The 17,623-nt window shown below is 57.6% G+C and carries 14 protein-coding genes; 3 read left to right on the top strand and 11 right to left on the bottom strand.

Going from position 1 to position 17,623, the window contains the following annotated elements:
- Positions 1-303 precede the first annotated feature (303 nt).
- Positions 304-759 (top strand): cytochrome c, encoded by a 456-nt coding sequence (locus HYPMC_RS23760; protein ID WP_157135441.1) that lies wholly within the window; start codon positions 304-306, stop codon positions 757-759.
- A 340-nt stretch (positions 760-1,099) separates the two neighbouring features.
- Positions 1,100-3,067, top strand: coding sequence for a PAS domain-containing hybrid sensor histidine kinase/response regulator (locus tag HYPMC_RS14140; RefSeq protein ID WP_244420894.1), 1,968 nt, complete (start codon positions 1,100-1,102; stop codon positions 3,065-3,067).
- Between the two features lie 230 nt (positions 3,068-3,297).
- Here the strand turns inward: HYPMC_RS14140 and HYPMC_RS14135 are convergent, their stop codons facing one another.
- Positions 3,298-3,954, bottom strand: coding sequence for an HD domain-containing protein (locus tag HYPMC_RS14135; RefSeq protein ID WP_013948662.1), 657 nt, complete (start codon positions 3,952-3,954; stop codon positions 3,298-3,300).
- Positions 3,955-4,109: 155 nt separating this feature from the next.
- Here HYPMC_RS14135 and HYPMC_RS14130 point away from each other — a divergent pair, with 155 nt between their 5' ends.
- Positions 4,110-5,090, top strand: coding sequence for a GlxA family transcriptional regulator (locus HYPMC_RS14130; RefSeq protein WP_013948661.1), 981 nt, complete (start codon positions 4,110-4,112; stop codon positions 5,088-5,090).
- A 77-nt stretch (positions 5,091-5,167) separates the two neighbouring features.
- On the opposite strand, the gene HYPMC_RS14125 is transcribed toward HYPMC_RS14130, so the two are convergent.
- From HYPMC_RS14125 to HYPMC_RS14075, 10 genes are all read right to left on the bottom strand, one after another.
- Entirely contained in the window at positions 5,168-6,016 is an 849-nt protein-coding gene (locus HYPMC_RS14125) for an alpha/beta fold hydrolase (RefSeq protein ID WP_013948660.1), read from the bottom strand.
- 78 nt (positions 6,017-6,094) lie between these two features.
- Positions 6,095-6,679, bottom strand: coding sequence for a TetR/AcrR family transcriptional regulator (locus tag HYPMC_RS14120; protein ID WP_013948659.1), 585 nt, complete (start codon positions 6,677-6,679; stop codon positions 6,095-6,097).
- A 32-nt stretch (positions 6,680-6,711) separates the two neighbouring features.
- Complete coding sequence (locus HYPMC_RS14115) at positions 6,712-9,801, bottom strand: efflux RND transporter permease subunit (protein WP_024276226.1); 3,090 nt, start codon at positions 9,799-9,801, stop codon at positions 6,712-6,714.
- Positions 9,801-10,937 carry an efflux RND transporter periplasmic adaptor subunit gene (locus tag HYPMC_RS14110; protein WP_013948657.1) on the bottom strand — a complete coding sequence of 379 codons (1,137 nt, stop codon included), beginning with the start codon at positions 10,935-10,937 and terminating at the stop codon, positions 9,801-9,803. Before HYPMC_RS14110 ends, HYPMC_RS14115 begins: the two co-directional genes overlap by 1 nt.
- Positions 10,938-11,239: 302 nt before the next feature.
- A complete protein-coding gene (locus HYPMC_RS14105; protein WP_013948656.1) occupies positions 11,240-11,824 on the bottom strand; it encodes a TetR/AcrR family transcriptional regulator in 585 nt (194 codons plus the stop codon).
- Between the two features lie 635 nt (positions 11,825-12,459).
- A complete protein-coding gene (locus HYPMC_RS14095; RefSeq protein WP_013948654.1) occupies positions 12,460-14,028 on the bottom strand; it encodes an MSMEG_0569 family flavin-dependent oxidoreductase in 1,569 nt (522 codons plus the stop codon).
- Complete coding sequence (locus tag HYPMC_RS14090) at positions 14,021-14,998, bottom strand: sll0787 family AIR synthase-like protein (RefSeq protein ID WP_013948653.1); 978 nt, start codon at positions 14,996-14,998, stop codon at positions 14,021-14,023. Before HYPMC_RS14090 ends, HYPMC_RS14095 begins: the two co-directional genes overlap by 8 nt.
- Positions 14,995-15,540: an MSMEG_0567/Sll0786 family nitrogen starvation N-acetyltransferase gene (locus HYPMC_RS14085; RefSeq protein ID WP_013948652.1), complete on the bottom strand. Its 546-nt coding sequence runs from the start codon at positions 15,538-15,540 to the stop codon at positions 14,995-14,997. Before HYPMC_RS14085 ends, HYPMC_RS14090 begins: the two co-directional genes overlap by 4 nt.
- On the bottom strand, positions 15,537-16,640 hold the full coding sequence (locus HYPMC_RS14080) for an MSMEG_0568 family radical SAM protein (RefSeq protein ID WP_013948651.1): 1,104 nt from the start codon (positions 16,638-16,640) through the stop codon (positions 15,537-15,539). The genes HYPMC_RS14085 and HYPMC_RS14080 overlap by 4 nt, the downstream gene beginning before the upstream one ends.
- Positions 16,633-17,616 carry a Nit6803 family nitrilase gene (locus HYPMC_RS14075; protein WP_013948650.1) on the bottom strand — a complete coding sequence of 328 codons (984 nt, stop codon included), beginning with the start codon at positions 17,614-17,616 and terminating at the stop codon, positions 16,633-16,635. The genes HYPMC_RS14080 and HYPMC_RS14075 overlap by 8 nt, the downstream gene beginning before the upstream one ends.
- Between the last annotated feature and the right edge of the window lie 7 nt (positions 17,617-17,623).

Genomic DNA, 17,623 nt, shown 5'->3' with positions numbered 1-17,623 from the left:
CAATGCACGGTTAGAAGGCGTTTTGCTGGGCAATCGTTCTCGTCTGTCGGCACGAGCATTTCCAAATAAACATTGGCTACGAGGTGCGTGTGCCCGACAATCCCGCCACATGCTTACTTGCCCCTTACCTATTTCAAGTTGACGCTTAACCTTGCCCATGGATGAGAGCGTTGACTTGGAACAAATTTCCTCTGCCACGCTCCGGCTAATGCTAGGATAATTCTCGTTGCTTGATGTTCGTCAACGTTTGAACCACCGCCTCGGGTCATTTGTTTTTATGCGTCTAATCTTGGAGACGTCCTTTTGGGTATCGCAGCAATGATCAGTTTAAACCAAAGCCGATTCACGGTCCCTGCGATTATTGGCGCGTTTGCTATGCTGTGTGTCGCCAGTACCATTGCCGTCTCCGCGCCGATTGGAGAGGCTGAAGTTCCCTCAGGGCGAGAACTTTTTCTTCACCACTGTGCTCAGTGCCATGGCGATAATGGCGCGGGAGACGGACCTATGGCCAGCGTTCTGACCGTAAAGCCGGCAGATCTAACCACGCTAAGCAGACGTGCTAATGGAAAATTTGATGCACAGCGTATCGTCGAGATCATCCGCTATGGAGGCGACATCTCCGGACATGGTACGAGCGCCATGCCAATTTGGGGCTTGATCTTTAGCATTGAAGGCGAGGGCGGAAAAGTCGGCGCCGCCTATTCGCGCATCGCTGTCATCAACCTCAAAAACTATATCGAAGCCCTCCAGAAAAAATAGCTGGCTGAGAAGACAGGAAAAGCTGCAGAAATGAGACTAAACGCCAGGCGTTTGCCGTTTGCGAATACGCGACGGTAACTGTTTCGTTGCCTTCGACCCGAGCGCTTTCGCCAACCCGCAGCACCGAGAGCGCTAGAGACGGTAAGGTTCCCCCAGCAAATCATCTCAAATTCACTGCGCCAAAAATTTCGAGGATCTCGCCCCTCCGAGGTCCTCATTTTATTTCCCCCCTTGCGACGAGTGGTGCGCGGATCGCCCCCAACGTCGCTTACTCCATTGAAGTTGCCGCATTTGCGACTGCCGCCACGGCCGAAGTGCAAATTTTGCTCTTGACGTAAGCTTGCGCCAGATCAGAATTGACAGCGTTCATTTTTCGGCACCTGGACCTTTTGCTATGTCGCCAATTGCTGCTGACGACTCTGCCCCAGAGGCATCACTCGATCATCTTGCAGCGGTATTTCAGTCCGCGATCGATGCAGTCATTTCTATCGATGGTCTGGGCCTCATCACGAGTGTCAACCCGGCGGCCGCAAGACTGTTCGGTTATACGAACGCGGAGCTAATCGGTGCGAATGTCAGTATGCTGATGCCGGTACCCGATTCGGAGCGGCACGACGACTATCTCCGGCAGTACCGTCATACGGGCCGTCGCAAGATTATTGGCATCGGACGCGAGGTTTTTGGGCGGCGACGGGATGGCTCGACCTTTCCCATGCATCTCTCGGTCAGTGAATATCAGATCGACGGCAAGGCGCATTTTGCGGGCATCGTGCGTGACCTCACACTGGAGAGGCGCTCACAAGAAGAAAGCGAACGCCAGCAAGTGCTTTTCGATGCCATCATCAAGGATACACCACGCGCGCTCGTTCTGACGGACAATGGCCGGCGGATTTTTCTCGCAAATCCTGCCGTGAAATCGGTTTTTGGCTACGATGAAGCCGAGCTCGTGGGCCAGCGCTCCCAGCTCCTCTACGAGACCGACTATGACTTTGAGCGGGTCTGGAAAGCCTCTCTCGCGGGCTCGACGGGCCTCGATCCACTGGCGGTTAACTGCCGCCGCAAAGATGGAAAGGTTTTTCCGGCCGAGGTCGTTGCAACCTCTGTCACCGCCCGCGATGGACAGATCCTCGGGCATATGCGTTCCTTCCGCGATTTGACCAAGCAGGTTGCGCAGACGGAGGCACTCCACCGGTCGCAACGGCTTGATGCGCTCGGCCAACTGACGGGCGGCGTCGCGCATGATTTCAACAACATCTTGACGATTGTCCTCGGAAACCTCGAGCAAGTTTTCGAAACCTCCGATGTTGCAGAGAAACACGATTACTGCCGGCGCGCGGTAGAAGCTGGGGAAATGGGCGCGCGTCTGACGCGCCGCCTGCTGAGCTTTTCCCGTCAGAGAAAACTGGAGCCAGCCGTCCTCCAGCTCAACACCTACATCACCTCGATGGTTGAAATGCTCGAAAGGGCCCTGGGAGAAACCGTCTCGCTATCGACGAACTTCGCACAAGATCTCTGGATGGTGTGCGTCGATCCCAGCGAAATTGAGAATGCGATCCTCAATCTCTCGGTCAACGCCCGAGACGCCATGAGGCATGGTGGCCGTGTGAGCATCGAGACCGCTAATCTCCAGCTGTCATCCGATGACGTTCTCGAAGAATACGGCATCCCGGCGGGGGATTACATACGTATAACAGTGGCCGACAATGGCGAGGGAATGTCACCGGAAATCGTGAAGCGCGCCTTCGAGCCGTTCTTCACGACCAAGGGTACCGGTAAAGGTACAGGTCTCGGGCTTTCAAGCATTCACGGCTTTGTCAAACAATCAGGCGGTAATGTCACCATCTATAGCGAACTCGGAAAGGGGACCGTGGTCAATCTCTATCTGCCACGCGTGGCGATGGAAGTGCGGCGAAATCTGCAAGAAACAGAAAAACAGGCTATCCCTCCTGCCAACTTAAAGGTTCTTGTTGTCGAAGATAACCCCGAACTTCGACAGCTTGTGGCCGAGCGAATTCGAAGATTGGGATATACTGTTGAGGAAGCCGATTCCGGCGCCAGCGCGCTGCAAAAAATTTCCGAGGAAAGCTTCGATATTCTCTTCAGCGATGTGGTGATGCCAGGGGGCATGAGCGGCTATGAACTTGGCTCCCGGGTCCGCGTCGCGAGTTCCGGTACGAAGATCTTACTGACCTCAGGGTACGACACGGAGTTCGCATCGGACCTTAATAGCACCAATGATGCGTTTCATGTGCTCCGCAAACCGTACAGGCAGGCAGACCTCGCGCAGGCGCTTCGAGACTGCCTATGACCGGCGTGTTTTTCAAGCTTATTTGCGCTGCGGGAGACGATGTCAGCTAAAGCCCGAATAGGTAGTCTCAGGCATGCTTTCGAGTTCAATGCCCTCGATGGGTTTCACAGCGCTCGTCCGGTCGATCCAAATATATTCGTCAAACTGTTGGGGCAGCGTGGCTTCAAGTTAATGGCTCGCAAGTTCGCTAGACGATAAGGAAAGAATCCTCCGCACCGCCATTGCGAATGTCAAGCCTTCCATCGCGACTCGCGGATCACCGAGCAGAAGTTTCCTCGATGGAAGTGAGGCACCTTGTCGGCAATGACATCAGCCTTAACGTTGCCAAATGTCGTATCAGGCTTGTGTTTGATGCCGTCGTAGAAGGCTTGAATGATATCTTCCTTAAAATGAGCCGGGCGCGGATAGGCCTTCACCACAGCCTCTCGGGTGTCATCGGAATATTGCCCATAGGTCAAGCCTAGAACGTCCATTTCGACACCTGCGGTCGTCAGTGCAACGATTGGATGCATGAACTCAGGCACGCCCGGTGTCGTATGCAGCGCAATGGCCGTCCAGACTTTTTCTATGTCGGACGGATCGACATTATAGCTCCTGAGAAACTCGCGAGCAGCATTAGCTCCGTCTACTTCGAAACGAAGATTCGAGCTGCTGTGTTTGGGCACGAGGCCGACGTCATGAAACATCGCTGCGGCGTAGAGAAGCTCGGAATTGAAAGTGAGTTCTCGCTGCCCGCCTGCAATGGCAGCAAAGAAGTAGACGCGGCTGGAATGATTGAAGAGTAGGTCGCTTTCGGTGTCGCGGACGAACTCGGTTATAGCTCTGCCGAGCTTGCTGTCGGGCACCTTGACGCCTTCAATGCTCGTGGTTTCCAGCCTATCCGACATGGTTTGAAGCCTTTCCTCATCTCTATAATTTCTGCGGACGTTGTTGCCCCATTCGGCCGCGTGGCAGCAATCATAACGTTCGTTGAAAAGCTGCCAATTTTCGACGATATTCTGCCGATGCCCTGAGAGGCCTATGACAAGGGAAGTTGGGCGGGATGGCAAAGAAACAGGTTGCACTCGTTATCCATGAAGGTGTGCAAGCATTGGACGTAGCTGGGCCGCTCGACGTCTTTGCCGAGGCAAATGCATTTCTTAGTAAAGGCGAAGGTTATGATTGCACGATCGTTGCGGGCCGGCGAGGCGCATTGCGCGCCTCCAACGGCATGCTGATTGGAGTGCATAAGACGTTTGCGCAAGCCGCACGAAGATTTCACACTGTTCTTATTGCTGGCGGCCCGGCGCTTCCAAATGCCGAAGACGAAACCGCTATGTCGAAGTGGCTTCGCACTTGGTGCAAGAGAGCAGAGCGGTATGGGTCAATCTGCACCGGAGCTTTCGCGCTCGGCCGAGCGGGTCTCTTAGACGGGCGGACGGTTACAACCCATTGGCAAAATGCTGCCAAGCTCGAAGTAGACTTCCCCAAAGCGCGGATCGAGCATGATCGTATTTTTTTGCGCGATGGCGCGTTGGTAACATCCGCCGGCGTCACCGCCGGGATTGATCTTGCACTCGAACTTGTGAGCGAAGACTACGGGGCTTCGGTCGCCCTTTCCTGCGCAAAGCGTCTAGTGGTTGTGACGCAGCGCCAAGGCGGTCAGTCGCAGTTCAGCCCATTGCTGCAGCCGCGCAGTGACCCGCGATCAGCCCTTGGTAAGGTCCAAGCATATGTGCTCAGTCACATTGGAGAGCCACTATCGGTTGCGCGCCTGGCCCAAATAGCCGGTACAAGTTCTCGCTCGATAGCCCGCCTATTCGTCAGGGACCTCAAGATAACTCCTCACGATTACGTCGAAGCGGTGCGCCTCGACCATGCGCGCAATCTCCTCGAAGCAACCGACCTTGCACTGAAATCGGTGGCTTTTGCTTGCGGATTTGGAGGCCCCGAGCAGATGCGTGCTGCATTTCAGCGTCGGCTAGGCGTAAGCCCTCAACGCTATCGAGAGAGCTTCCGCCATGCGCCGAAGAAGGCTGGTTGACGCGAGATCTTGAATTCGCAACGCTCGGGCCAGGAGGCGCATCACTTTTTGAGTCACCAGCTCTTCCTCTTGCCCTGCTAATCCGCCAAGATGATGCGCGCCAGATCGCCCGGATTTTCGACCGCTGAGAAGTGGCCAGTGTCTTTAAGAGTGATCACGTTTGCCTGTGGGATTAGCGAACGAGTACGATCCCTTTCGACAGTATGAGACCAATCAGCGTCACCGTAAATCAAGGTAACCGGTGCGCTGATGCCGCGATAAAGGTCTCGCGCTTTGCTCCAGGATCGCCAGCCGGCCAGCACTTTGCGTGCGGCGCGTTTATATCCTGGTAGGTGGGCAACTTGATCGAATTCGGTCAGCAAATCGGCAGGAATTTTTTTTGGATCGTGATAGCCGCCGCCCATGATCTTCTTGAGCACGACCTTGTTCTCCAACGACGCGTTCAACGCCCCTAGTACAGGGATTTGCAAACTGCCGATGATGAAGTTCGAGAACCAGTTTCCGCGCCGGATGCCATCGCCGTAGCGGGTTTCGTAATCGTATGGGTTGAGCGAATATACGCGCTTGATCCGCTGCGGTATCGAGGCCGCAACAGTCAGCGCAAGTGCACCTCCGATGGACTCGCCCACAAGCGTTACGTCTGTGAGGTTGAGCAATTCGATGAAGCCGATAACGCCTTCTCTCATATAGGGTTCGTCCAATCTTGCATTGGGGTCGATGGGCGAGCGGCCGTGCCCGGGCAGATCAATGGCGTAAACGGTATAAGACTTGGCGAGAGTTGGCGCTAACTCACGAAAGTATTCAAGTTGCGTTCGGATCGTATGCATGAGAACCAAGGGTGGGCCTTCGCCACTCTTTTGGAATCGCATGCTGAGCTTGTTCGAGACCTTAAGGAGGCCTGGTGCGGGTACGCTCGCGGTCGCCATAATGGTATCTCCTATATCGATCTGTAAGATTGCCGTTCAGGTAAAATGACGCTTGCGAGTGGCTTACGCGCTGAGATCTCAATCCTTCTGATCGATGATCTGCAGCGCGCGGCGTTTTGCGTCTGCGAGTACTTTTTCCGATAGCTGGACATCGTTGCTCGCCCGCGCCATGACGAGGGCCCCGAGCATCAGTCCTCCGATCTCGATGGCGCGTTCAGTGCGTATTTCCTTTGGGCAGGACAATCCATCTGCGACAAGCTCAATGAGCTGACAGATACCGGACGTGAACGCGCCGCGAATGACGTCGCTTTGTCTTGATGCTTCTGCGCCGCACGCCGAGATCATGCAGCCCACAGTGGGATCGTCGCGGTGCGTATCGGATAAATAGTCGAGCACGTACGCCGTGAGCGCCGCACGTGGCCCAGCCTCCTCCGCTTTTCTTTCAAAGCGTTCGACGACTTCCTCGAACGCCTTCGTTGCCGATGAGGCTACAAGCTCGTCCTTCGATTTGAAGTGGCGATAAAACCCACCATGCGTAAGCCCGGCCGCCTGCATGAGATCGACGACACTGGTGCGCTCGATGCCCCGTTCCCGCAGCATCCTCGACGCTACGGAGGTGATCTCTTCATGGTGTTGAGCTTTGGCCTCGCGCGAGAGTCGCACGGCATTTCTCCTTTATTCTTGCTCTTGTTCGGTCACGCCACTGCTGTGACTTCAGCCGCGTGCGAATGAACCTTTTCAGTCGGACGGACGCGGAACCAAATCGCGTAAAGCGCAGGCAGAAAGAGTAGAATCAGGAATGTCCCGACCGCCGTCCCGCCTATCAGGGTGTAGGCCATCGAACCCCAAAAGACCGATGTCGTCAGTGGGATGAAGGCGAGCACGGCAGCCAACGCGGTGAGGACCACGGGGCGCGATCTCTGGACGGTGGCCTCAACCACAGCATGATAGTCATCGAGGCCTTCATCCTTGTTGGTCTTGATCTGCTCGATCAGGATTAGCGTGTTGCGCATCAAGATGCCGGAGAGCCCGATCAAGCCGAGAATGGCGTTGAAGCCGAATGGCTGGTTGAAGATCAGCAGCGTCGGCACCACACCGATCAGTCCAAGCGGCGCGGTCGCCAAGACCAGCCACATCGCCGCGAACGATCTCACCTGGAAGATGATCACGATCATTGTCAGTGCGATCATGATCGGAAACACGGGGACCAGCGCGTCGTTGGCTTTCGTCGCTTCTTCGATGTTGCCGCCCATCTCGATGCGATAGCCATCGGGAAGAGAAGCAATCAGTGGCTGCAAGGCTTTTTGAATTTCCAGCGATACCGGCGGCGGCTGCATCGACTCGTCGATGTCGCTTTGCACTGTAATCGTCGGCGTGCGGTCACGCCGCTTCAGGATCGGATCCTCTTGAACAATCTCGATGTGGCCGACCTGACTGAGTGGCACCAATTGGCCGCTATCGTTTTGCAGGACAAGATTACCGAGTTTGGTCGGATCCAGCCTGTCCGGACCGGCGCTACGGGCAACGACTTGCACCGTGCGGATATCTTCGCGGACTCCAGTCACAGTCACGCCGGTCAACAGAAATTGCAGTTGCTGGGCGACGTCGCTCGGTGATAATCCGATCAAGCGAAGCCGATCCTGATCAACCGTGAAGCGAACGGACGGTGTTCTTTCGGTCCAGTCTGTGTTCACATCACGCGTATGCGGATTGGCGCGCATGATCGCGACCACTTTTTGTGAGATCTCTCTTAGCTTATCGAGGTCTGGCCCCATGACGCGGAAAGCGACCGGGAAGGGTGACGGCGGTCCGAACACGAATTGCGTTGCGCGAACGCGTGCCTCGGGTACCAGTCCCTCGGCAATCTTTTGACGAATGCGCAGTTTCAGTTCATCACGTGCTTCCGAGCTTGGTGTCAGGACGACGATTTTCGCGAATGATGGGTCCGGCAGTTCCGGATCATAGGCGAGGAAGAAGCGCGCAGCGCCTTGTCCGATGAAGGAGACGATATTCTTCGTTTCGGGCTGCGTTTTTAGCCAAGCCTCGACTTTCGCGACGGCCGCGCTCGTCACTTCGATGCTCGAGCCTTCGGGCATCTGCACTTCGACAAGCAACTCACGTCGATCGGAGCTTGGGAAAAACTGCTGTTTTACCCCAGTCATACCCACACCAGCCGCAACAAAGAGCAGGACGACGAAGCCTGCCACGATATACTTGCGACGCACCGCCCAGCTTACCGCTCGTCTGAAGCGCTCATAGTTCGGAGTTGAATAAATCGCGGCGTGGCCACCTTGGATGGGCTTAATGTTCGGCAGCATTTTCACACCGAGGTAAGGCGTGAAGGCTACGGCCACGATCCATGAAGTGATGAGGGCAAAGGCGACGATCCAGAAAATATTGCCGGCGTATTCGCCTGCCGTTGACCTCGCAAATCCGACCGGCATCAGGCCGATGACGGTGACGAGCGTTCCCGAAAGCATCGGCGCTGCCGTGTGGCTCCAGGCGTAAGCCGCCGCTTTTGTGCGCTCGTAGCCTTCTTCGAGTTTCACGACCATCGTTTCGATAGCGATGATGGCGTCATCGACGAGAAGACCAAGAGCCAGGATGAGCGCGCCGAGCGTAATGCGATCGAAGTTTCGGCCGGTGATCATCATAATCACGAAGACGGCCGCAAGCGTCAAAGGTACGGCTGCTGCCACAACGATGCCGACGCGCCATCCAAGGCTCAGAAGGCTGACGATCATGACCACCGCCAAAGCGACGACGAACTTCAGCATGAACTCGTCGATGGACTCTCGGATGTTTTCAGCCTGATCGATAATCTTGTTTAAGGACAATCCGGCGGGCAGAGATTTCGCAATCTTCGCTTCTTCTTCGTCGAGTGCTTTGCCCAGATCCAGGCCATTCCACCCGTCTTGCATTACGACGCCTAATACCATCGCCGGATCGCCGTTATGTCGGATCAGAAAGGTGGCTGGATCCTCGTAGCCGCGCTTCACCTCTGCGACGTCGGAGAGCTTCAGAACACGGCCGCCAGCCACGATTGGCGTGTCGGCAATCTTTTGAAGATCGTCATATGCACCTTCGACGCGTACAAACACTTGCGGACCGTTGGTGTCGACGGAACCTGCGGCCGTGACGACGTTCTGGCGATTGAGCGCATCAAAGATCGTCCGGGCGCTGATGCCCAACGTCGCGAGCTTGGCGTACGAAAACTCGACATAAATGCGTTCTGGCCGCTCGCCGAGGATATCGACTTTTTTTACGCCCGCGACATGGAGCAGTCGCTGCCGCAGCGCTTCGGCCTCTCTGGTTAATTGGCGCGGCGGCATCCGATCGCCCTGTACGGTATAAAGAGCAAAGGTGACGTCCGCATATTCGTCGTTGATGAACGGACCGATCGTTCCCGATGGCAGTTTTAGCGCCTCATCGCCGAGCTTCTTGCGCGCTTGGTAGAATTGCTCGGGGATATCGGATGGCGGCGTCTGGTCCTTCATCTGGACCTTCATCAGCATCAAGCCAGGGCGTGTGAACGTCTCCACCCGATCATACCAACGCAATTCTTGCATGCGCTTTTCGAGAGGCTCGGCAACGAGATCCTGCATCTCTTTTGCGGCCGCGCCGGGCCACAAGGCGGTAACCGTCAAAACTTTGATGGTAAAAGGCGGATCTTCGGCTCGGCCGAGCTTGTCGAACGCATAGGCGCCCGCCAAGGTAATTGCGATGATCAGAAACAGCGTGATGGCACGTTCGCGGACCGCGAGGGCGGAGAGATTAAAGTTTATCATCGTGATGCCGTTTCTTCGCCTTCGACGCGAACGTTATCGCCGTTGTGCAGAAGTCTACCGCCCAGAGCGACCACCTGATCGCCAACGTCCACGCCGCTGCTGATGAGCGCCTTCTCTTCACCGATGCCGGCGAGCTTCACCGGTCGGAAATTCACGGACATCTTCTGCTGATCCACCAGCCATACGCCCGACGACGTGCCGTCATCGATCACCGCGCTCACAGGCACTTCAACGATATCTCTGGCTTTGAACTGCGGGATGTGGACCGTTACCGTCGCACCGAGAGGAGCATTTGCCGCCGCCCCGCTAAGCACGTATCGCGCTTCATAGGTACGCGTCGCGGGATTGGCGGCATCAGAAAGCTGACGGAGCCGAGCGATCGAGCGCGACTTGAGGTCGCCATAAAGCGTAGCGGTTGCTTCCGAGCCGATCGCAGGCCGCACGGTTTCGGGAAGATCGACGGAAGCCTCTCTTGCGCCGGCATGCGCGAGGCGCACCACGGTTTGTCCGGCAGAGACGACCTGTCCAGGTTCTGAAAGCGTCTCCATCACCACACCGTCAGCGTCGGCTGTCAGGACCGAATAATCTTCTGCGTTGCGGGCGAGTTGCGCGTTGGCTTCAGCGGCGGCGAGCTGCGCTTCCGCGTTATCCAACGCAGACTTCGCCTGTTCGTAACGCTGATGAGAGATCCAGCCTTCGCCGACAAGGTTCTTGTATCGCGCCTCATCGGCGCGCGCTTGAATGGCAGTGGCGCGGGCCGCATTGATGGCGTTTGTCTGCGCGACGATGGTGAGTTTCAGGTCGACGGGATCGAGCTTCATCAATGGCTGACCAGCTTTGACGGTCTGCCCGGTATCGACGAGGCGTTCGATGATCTTTCCGGCAACGCGGAAGCCGAGATTGCTCTGCACCTTTGCCGCAATCACACCTGTGAAGGCGCGTTCGGCGGCGCTTGCCGATTGAACTGTTGCCACACGAACGAGTGGAACGCCGCTCCTCGGATCGGCGTCGGTCGGTTTGCAAGCGGCTACGCCCACGGACACGAGCGTCAAAGCCACGACGGCGACGGATGCTTTCAATAATGACGTGCCGGCCAGATGCGAATGCCCGGCGTTCTTTTCTAGAATTTTCATCACGACCTCACTGCCTGACGGCGGTCCACTAACCTTCAAACCGACTCCCCAAATATAGATTATATTCGACATCTTAAAAGCGCAAGCAAGAAAAGATGCTGACCATAATCTTTTTTTATTTTGGGCGGAGTCAGGTGGCTAGCGACTTGGGGCGAGCCGGAGGGCGGAGGTTCGGCTATCAAGTAGGCAAAGTCTGGCATGACGGCTGCTGGCCGGTTGCCGCGACGCGACCAGATGTGCGGGGGGGCAACCGCATTAGCGTCCCGAAGTAGGAGGGAGCCCCGCGAGCCGGGAAGTTTCCGTTATTTACGGGCTTCGATGATTTGGTTTGCGCGTTTGCGGGCCGAAGCGATGATTTCGCCGGACAACTTTTCATCGTCCGTCGTGCGGGCCATAGCGACGGCCCCGGACAGAAGCGAAAGCAGCTCAACTGCTTTGTCTTTGCGCTCTGCCGCTGGGCAGGACAAACCCTCCATGATCAGGGACAGATTTTTCTTGATGCCGTTGGTGAATACGCCTCGGATGGCGCCTTGCTCTCGGCTTACATCTGGCCCGAATGCCGCAATGGGGCAGCCGATTTCGGGCTTTTTGATATGCCCAAGCGTGAGATAATCCGTGACGTAAGCGATGAGAGCCGCCTTGGCCCCCTGCGACTCGACGCGTTCCCGAAAGAGCGCGTTGAACTCGGCAAAAATCCGCTCGGTCGCCTCGGCGACGAGCGCATCCTTTGAATCAAAGTGCTTATAGAAGCCACCATGTGTCAGGCCGGCCGCCGCCATCAGATCGGCGAGACTCGTACCGACGATGCCACGTTGGCGCAGCATTTTCGACGTCTCGGAAATGATTTCGTCGTGTCGTTGGGCCATCACCTCCCGGGACACTCGCATGGTCTCACCTCTTGTTTTGAACGTTTCTTTGTTGGGATAGCTGTCTTAATTGGCTGGCGTATCTTGATCAGTCACCTTGTCCGAAGCGTCCTGATCTCATTTTCCAATCGCGTGACGCAGGCTTCCTATATGTCGACCGGCTCGCAGGCAATAGCCAGCCGCGACCAGATCCACCCATTTCAAGAAACGGCCCAAATGCCTGTTGTATCACGTCTATCCAAAGCGTCATTGCTTATTAGATGTTGATCGAAATGCAATTGTCAAGGATTGTTTGGGCGGCGTCCAAAATCGAGGGGAGACCGAGGTGGCCACTCGGTCCCACGATCGTTCTTCCTGCTGTTAGCGCTTCTTGTGCCGCACGGACGCGCCAGCATGGCTAACCTTGGCCGCCGAGGAAGCTTGCCAGGCTCCCTGCTTAGAGCCGTTGGGGTTGACATAAGAGCCGGCGCCCATAGCGCGGTCGGTCTCTTCGAGAGCCTGGACGTTAAGCGCACCAGCAGAAAGGGCAGCGGCCGCAACAGTGGGGAGGAGAAAACAATTGTGTCGTACTTTGGACGTGATGCGAAAATCTAATCGCTGGAGTTTGCTAATCGTCGTAAGGCCGAATTTTCGCACCTAAGGCGGCCTCAACCGCATCAAGCAACTTTGCCTGCCGTCAGAGCGGTATGATGCTTTTCGATTTTGTCGGCGAGATAGCGGCTATCTTCATCGATAGCGAGGAATCGGCCGGAACCCCAGGTGTTTAGCCAACCCAAACCAATGAAATAGAAGCCGGGAACATCGCAGACGCCGCGATCGAATACGGGTTTTCCGCGCGCGCCGAACACGTCCACCTCGATCCAAGAATAATCCGGTCGGAAGCCAATAGACCAGATGACCGACGTGATGCCGAGCGCCGTGGCATCGATCTCCGTCGTTTCCGTCTCCGGGCGCCACAGTTTCTGGAATGCAGGCTCTGCCGGTACTTCGATGCCGTTCTTCTCGATGTAGGCGTCGATCTGCTCGCGGATGCCGACATAGCTCTTGTCGGCATCGTCGAGATTCTTTTCGAGATCGGGATCAAAGCTAATTTTTGCGCCGTTCATGCCGGAAACAGAACCGTAAAGTGATACGCCGCTATCGACGACGAACCGGCGCAAATCGATTTCTTTGCCGCCGTCGCGACCGGACATGTAATGGTTGGTCTGCGTGAGCGCCTTCATCGGATCCGGGTGTTCGGCGATCGTGATGGCGTAGTGGCCCATGTCATAGAGCCAGTCCGTTGCATCACGACCGCGATACTTGCGCGGACTGCGCGGCGCTGGGCCTACCGCCAAGTGGACCTTACGCCCGTCGCGAACGAGATCTTCCATGATCTGCACGCCGGACTGCCCCGTGCCGACAACGAGCGTCGCGCCTTCTGGGATCTGGGATGGCCGACGGTAATCGACGGAATGAATTTGAGTGATCGCGGGATCGAGATCTTTCGCGTATGGCGGCACGATCGGATTGTCATAACCCCCTGTTGCGATGACAACCTGATCGCAGATCCAGCTACCGATCGATGTTTCAATGGCGTATCCGCCTTGCTCGCGCGGAGCGATCCGCGTTACCGCGACGCCCTCACGGAGCGGCGGATTGAACGAGGATGCGAAGCCGTCGAGATAGTCCGTGATCTCGTCCTTCAGCATGAACCCGTTCGGATCATCGCCGGCATAGGGATAACTCGGCAGTCTGCATTGCCAGTTCGGCGTGACGAGGCAGAACGTGTCCCAGCGATTCACGCGCCAGGAGTGAAACTTCCTGTGGCGCTCGAAGACGATATGCGCAATTCGCTTCTGCGTCAGATAATAGCTCACTGAAAGTCCGGCCTGCCCGCCGCCGATAACGACGACAGGAATATGCGGTACGCCGATATCTTTCATGTCCGTCTCCTTAAGTGGCCTGATGTCCAGACAGGCCACCTCGGCGTCTGGCGTCGCTTCGAACAATTTGACCCGCGTCTCGATGCGATCGAGTTGCCCCATGGCGGCGGCGCAGGCATATCCGTACTTGCGCATTACGCGTGATGAAGCGCGCTCCATCGCGATACGAGCGCGCAGAAGAAATTCCTGAAGCGGATAGCTCGCGCCCGGCGTCAATAATTCCGAGACAATGCTTGATGGCGAATAGCAGTGCTCCGTGCTGCCATCGGGCCAGCGCAGGGTGAAAGAGGTCTCAGGCATGTTCGCAATTCCGCTGCCGAAAGCCGAGGTAGGGTTCGTTCGCGTAGTTCCAGAAGGGGGCCGTTTCACCGCCCGCGGAAAAGCGTACTTCGTCCCCGTCGAAGACGCTCCCGATCACTGCCGCGCTGATGTCGCGATCGGCAAAGTGGCTGACGACGCGATCGGCAAACGCCACGGGTACGGCGAGAAGGAAGCCGTAGCTTGGGAATGCCCGCAGCCAACGCGATAGCGAGATGCCGGCAGGCGGATCGATCGCGTCGAGGTTGAGCTCTATTCCGACGTCGGAGCTTTCCGCGAGCATCAGCGACGTGCCGGCAATGCCGCTCTGGCTGACGTCCTTGCCTGCGGATACGAGATCGTCTTCGGCAAGACGCGGGAGAATCTCGAGATCGTTCCGAAGTCGGTCGGCCGGCGCGCCCCCTGCAGCGAAGAAGTTATCGTAGTTGCGGAAGGCACCGCGCCTGTCTATCGCGGCGATGATGACGTCGCCCGGCGTCGCGTCGAAACTCGTGATGATGGCCTTCGCGCGGCCTAAAACTGTCACGGCGAGGCTGAGCTTGGTTGCGGAAAAATTCGTATGGCCGCCGACAAGGGGCACGCCGTAAGCATCCGAAGCAGCTTTGAGGCCGGCGAGGAGGGGCCTGGCGAGATCGCTATTCGGCGCCCAAATCTGGTCGATGAGCGCGACACCGCGTCCGCCCATCGCGGCGATGTCGGAAAGGTTCACCATCACGCCGCACCAGCCTGCGAACCACGGATCGCTCTTCACAAATTGCGGAATGAAGCCTTCGCCTGCGAGAAGGTCGTAGCCGCTGGCGTGCGGCAGGATCGCGGCGTCGTCTCCCGGGTGGCCGACGCTTTGTTGGGCGAGGCCAAGGCCCTTGGCAGCGTCGCTGATTGCCCGCTTGGATTGGATCGCAGGATGATTGCGCAGCTCTTCGATCAGAGCGTTGAGTGCTGAGGCCGTCATGCCGCGATCCTCCGCGGCTTGTGATACCAGCCCATGGCCTCGTTCAAGATCGGCGGATAGTGGGCGAGATTCGCGCTCATGAGGCCATGTGGTCTGCCGTGCAGTTCAACCATCTCAAGCAGCCGCCAGTTCAGACGGCGGAACAGGATGACGTTCTGCTCCTGCACATGCGCGTGAAAGGTGTGGCAGCCGCGCGTGTTCGCCAGCGAAACAGCGAAGCGGATCAGCTCAGCGCCCAAGCGGCCGACCTGGCGAAAGTTTCGGTCGACGACGAGGCGCGATCCCCACCAAAGACCGGGCTCGGCCTGGTGAATGCGGACTGTGCCGACCACCGCATCGGCTTCGTGTGCGTAGGTTGAGATCGCCACGAGATGCGTGGCGATCAGATCAATGTCGTCGCGGTCGTGCTCCTTGAAGATTTTCTGCTCTTCGACGAACACGCGCTTGCGCAGATCGGATGCGCCGCGCGCTTCCCAAGGCATGGAGGCCGCACGAATGAAATAGCCTGGGCACTGATACGGACGAGGCTCGATCTCGATCATTGCATCACTCGCAGCTTTTCATAAGTTGAGAGGGCTGAGCAGGCGCCGCACTTGCCGCAACCAGCCTTGATGTTCTCCGATGCCATTCCTGCCGCGACGATCATTTGGCCCAACGGGCGCAGGATCGACGCCATGAAGTCGGCGCTGGGTGAGGGATGACTTTCGAGCGGCGTGCCGGAGATCGGGACGAAGGGGACAACGAAGGGATAGACGCCCATCGTCACGAGTTTCTCCGACACGGCGAGGATGGCGTCGGGCGCATCGCCGAGGCCGGCGAGGATGTAAGTGGAAACTTGTCCGCGGCCGAACACTTTCACGGCGGCTTCGAAAGACGAGAAATATTTGTCGAGCGGGACGGACGCCTTGCCGGGCATGATCTGTTCGCGGATTTCTTGTGTCACCGCTTCGAGATGCATGCCGAGCCCATCGACGCCCGCCTCCGCCATGCGCTGGTGCCACATATCGTCATCCGGCGGCTCGCATTGCGCTTGGATTGGGATATCAATGGCGGCTTTGACGGCGCGCGCACTCTCGGCAAGGATCGCGGCACCGCGGTCTTTTCCGGGCGGCGTGCCGGTCGTCATCACCATGTGCTTGACGTCGTCGAGTTCGACGGCCGCCTTGGCGACCTCGGCCAACTGTTCCGGCGTCTTGCGCGCGATGGTGCGGCCCGCGGCGAGGCTCTGGCCGATGGAACAGAATTGGCAGGTCTTCTTCCGGCTTTCATAGCGGATACAAGTCTGCAGAACCGTGGTCGCCAGAACGTCGCGCGAATGCAGCGTAGCGATGTGGCTGTAGGGGATGCCGTCTTCGGTCTGCAAATCATAGAAGCGTGGACGGCCGGGAAAGCGGACCTGCGCGATTTCGCGACCGTCTCTCGTAATGCGCGCGCGGCCATCGGCGCCCGGAGCCTCGACCAGAAACGGACTTTCAAACGCAGGTGCGGTATGGACCGGTACCATCACCGTCTTATCGCCGATCGTCAGAGCCTTGTGGTCGGAGGGTCCTGCGCCGCCACGGCGGCTTTCGTGGCCGGCGCGCGGATCCAAGAGACGTACGCCGCGTGTCTGGAGTTCGTTGATGAGAGCCGAGTCAGACATAGTTCGCCTCCTCCTCGATCGATTGAGTCTCCGATGTTTGTGCTGCGTTCGATATCTCGCGGGCGTTCGCGGGGCGTGTGTCGTGGACGAGATGCAACAGCTCGGGCCGTGCGTAATGGCCGACGCTGTCCATCATCCGCTTGCGCTTCGTGATGAGCCGCATGTCGAGGTCGGCGATAAGGATGCCTTCGCCATTCGTGATGGGTTCAGCGAGGTGGCGACCTTCGGGCGAGACGATGCAGGTCATGCAGCCGTCACGCATTGCGGATTGCAGCTTGGGATCGGGATGAATCGATGCGATCTGCTCTTCCGTGAGCCAAGCCGTGGCATTGACGACGAAGCAGCCGGCTTCGAGAGCGTGATGGCGCATCGTCACCTCGATCTGCTCGCCGAAGATCGGACCTACAAGACTGCCGGGGAAATGCGCCGCGTGGATCTCCTCGTGCTGTGTCATCAAAGCATAGCGGGCAAGCGGATTGTAATGCTCCCAGCAGGCGAGAGCGCCGACCCGGCCGACTTTCGTCTCGACGACCTTGAGCCCTGCGCCGTCGCCTTGGCCCCACACCATGCGCTCGTGATAGGTCGGCGTGATCTTGCGCCGCTTTAGTAAGAGCGAGCCGTCGGCGTCGAAGATCAGTTGCGTATTGTAGAGCGAGCCGTGGTCTCTCTCGTTCACGCCGAGAACGATGACGACGCCGCGCTTGCGGGCGATGTCGGCGACCGCATTCGTATCGGCAGAGGGAACGACCACCGCTTCCTTATAAAGTTCAAGATGCGGTGCGCCCTGAAGGACCGGAGGAAGGACGAACGAAAAGTAGGGGTAGTAAGGAACGAACGTCTCCGGGAAGACGATGAACTGTACGCCTTTGTCGGCCGCCTCAGTGATGGCATTCAACACGCGCTCGATCGTGCCAGCGCGGCCCTTGAGGTCGGGGGCAATCTGGACGGCAGCGGCACGGATGGTATCGGTTCGCACGACTGTC

Source organism: Hyphomicrobium sp. MC1, assembly GCF_000253295.1.
Lineage (GTDB): Bacteria > Pseudomonadota > Alphaproteobacteria > Rhizobiales > Hyphomicrobiaceae > Hyphomicrobium_B.
The sequence above is the reverse complement of the archived record's forward strand: the minus strand, read 5'-3'. Positions and strand labels throughout refer to the sequence as shown.

What these genes read in the sequence shown, in the direction of transcription:
- HYPMC_RS14135 (WP_013948662.1), bottom strand. Translation starts at nt 3,954, where the DNA reads ATGTCGGATAGGCTGGAAACCACGAGCATTGAAGGCGTCAAGGTGCCC.
- HYPMC_RS14130 (WP_013948661.1), top strand. Translation starts at nt 4,110, where the DNA reads ATGGCAAAGAAACAGGTTGCACTCGTTATCCATGAAGGTGTGCAAGCA.
- HYPMC_RS14125 (WP_013948660.1), bottom strand. Translation starts at nt 6,016, where the DNA reads ATGGCGACCGCGAGCGTACCCGCACCAGGCCTCCTTAAGGTCTCGAAC.
- HYPMC_RS14110 (WP_013948657.1), bottom strand. Translation starts at nt 10,937, where the DNA reads ATGAAAATTCTAGAAAAGAACGCCGGGCATTCGCATCTGGCCGGCACG.
- HYPMC_RS14105 (WP_013948656.1), bottom strand. Translation starts at nt 11,824, where the DNA reads ATGCGAGTGTCCCGGGAGGTGATGGCCCAACGACACGACGAAATCATT.
- HYPMC_RS14095 (WP_013948654.1), bottom strand. Translation starts at nt 14,028, where the DNA reads ATGCCTGAGACCTCTTTCACCCTGCGCTGGCCCGATGGCAGCACGGAG.
- HYPMC_RS14090 (WP_013948653.1), bottom strand. Translation starts at nt 14,998, where the DNA reads ATGACGGCCTCAGCACTCAACGCTCTGATCGAAGAGCTGCGCAATCAT.
- HYPMC_RS14085 (WP_013948652.1), bottom strand. Translation starts at nt 15,540, where the DNA reads ATGATCGAGATCGAGCCTCGTCCGTATCAGTGCCCAGGCTATTTCATT.
- HYPMC_RS14080 (WP_013948651.1), bottom strand. Translation starts at nt 16,640, where the DNA reads ATGTCTGACTCGGCTCTCATCAACGAACTCCAGACACGCGGCGTACGT.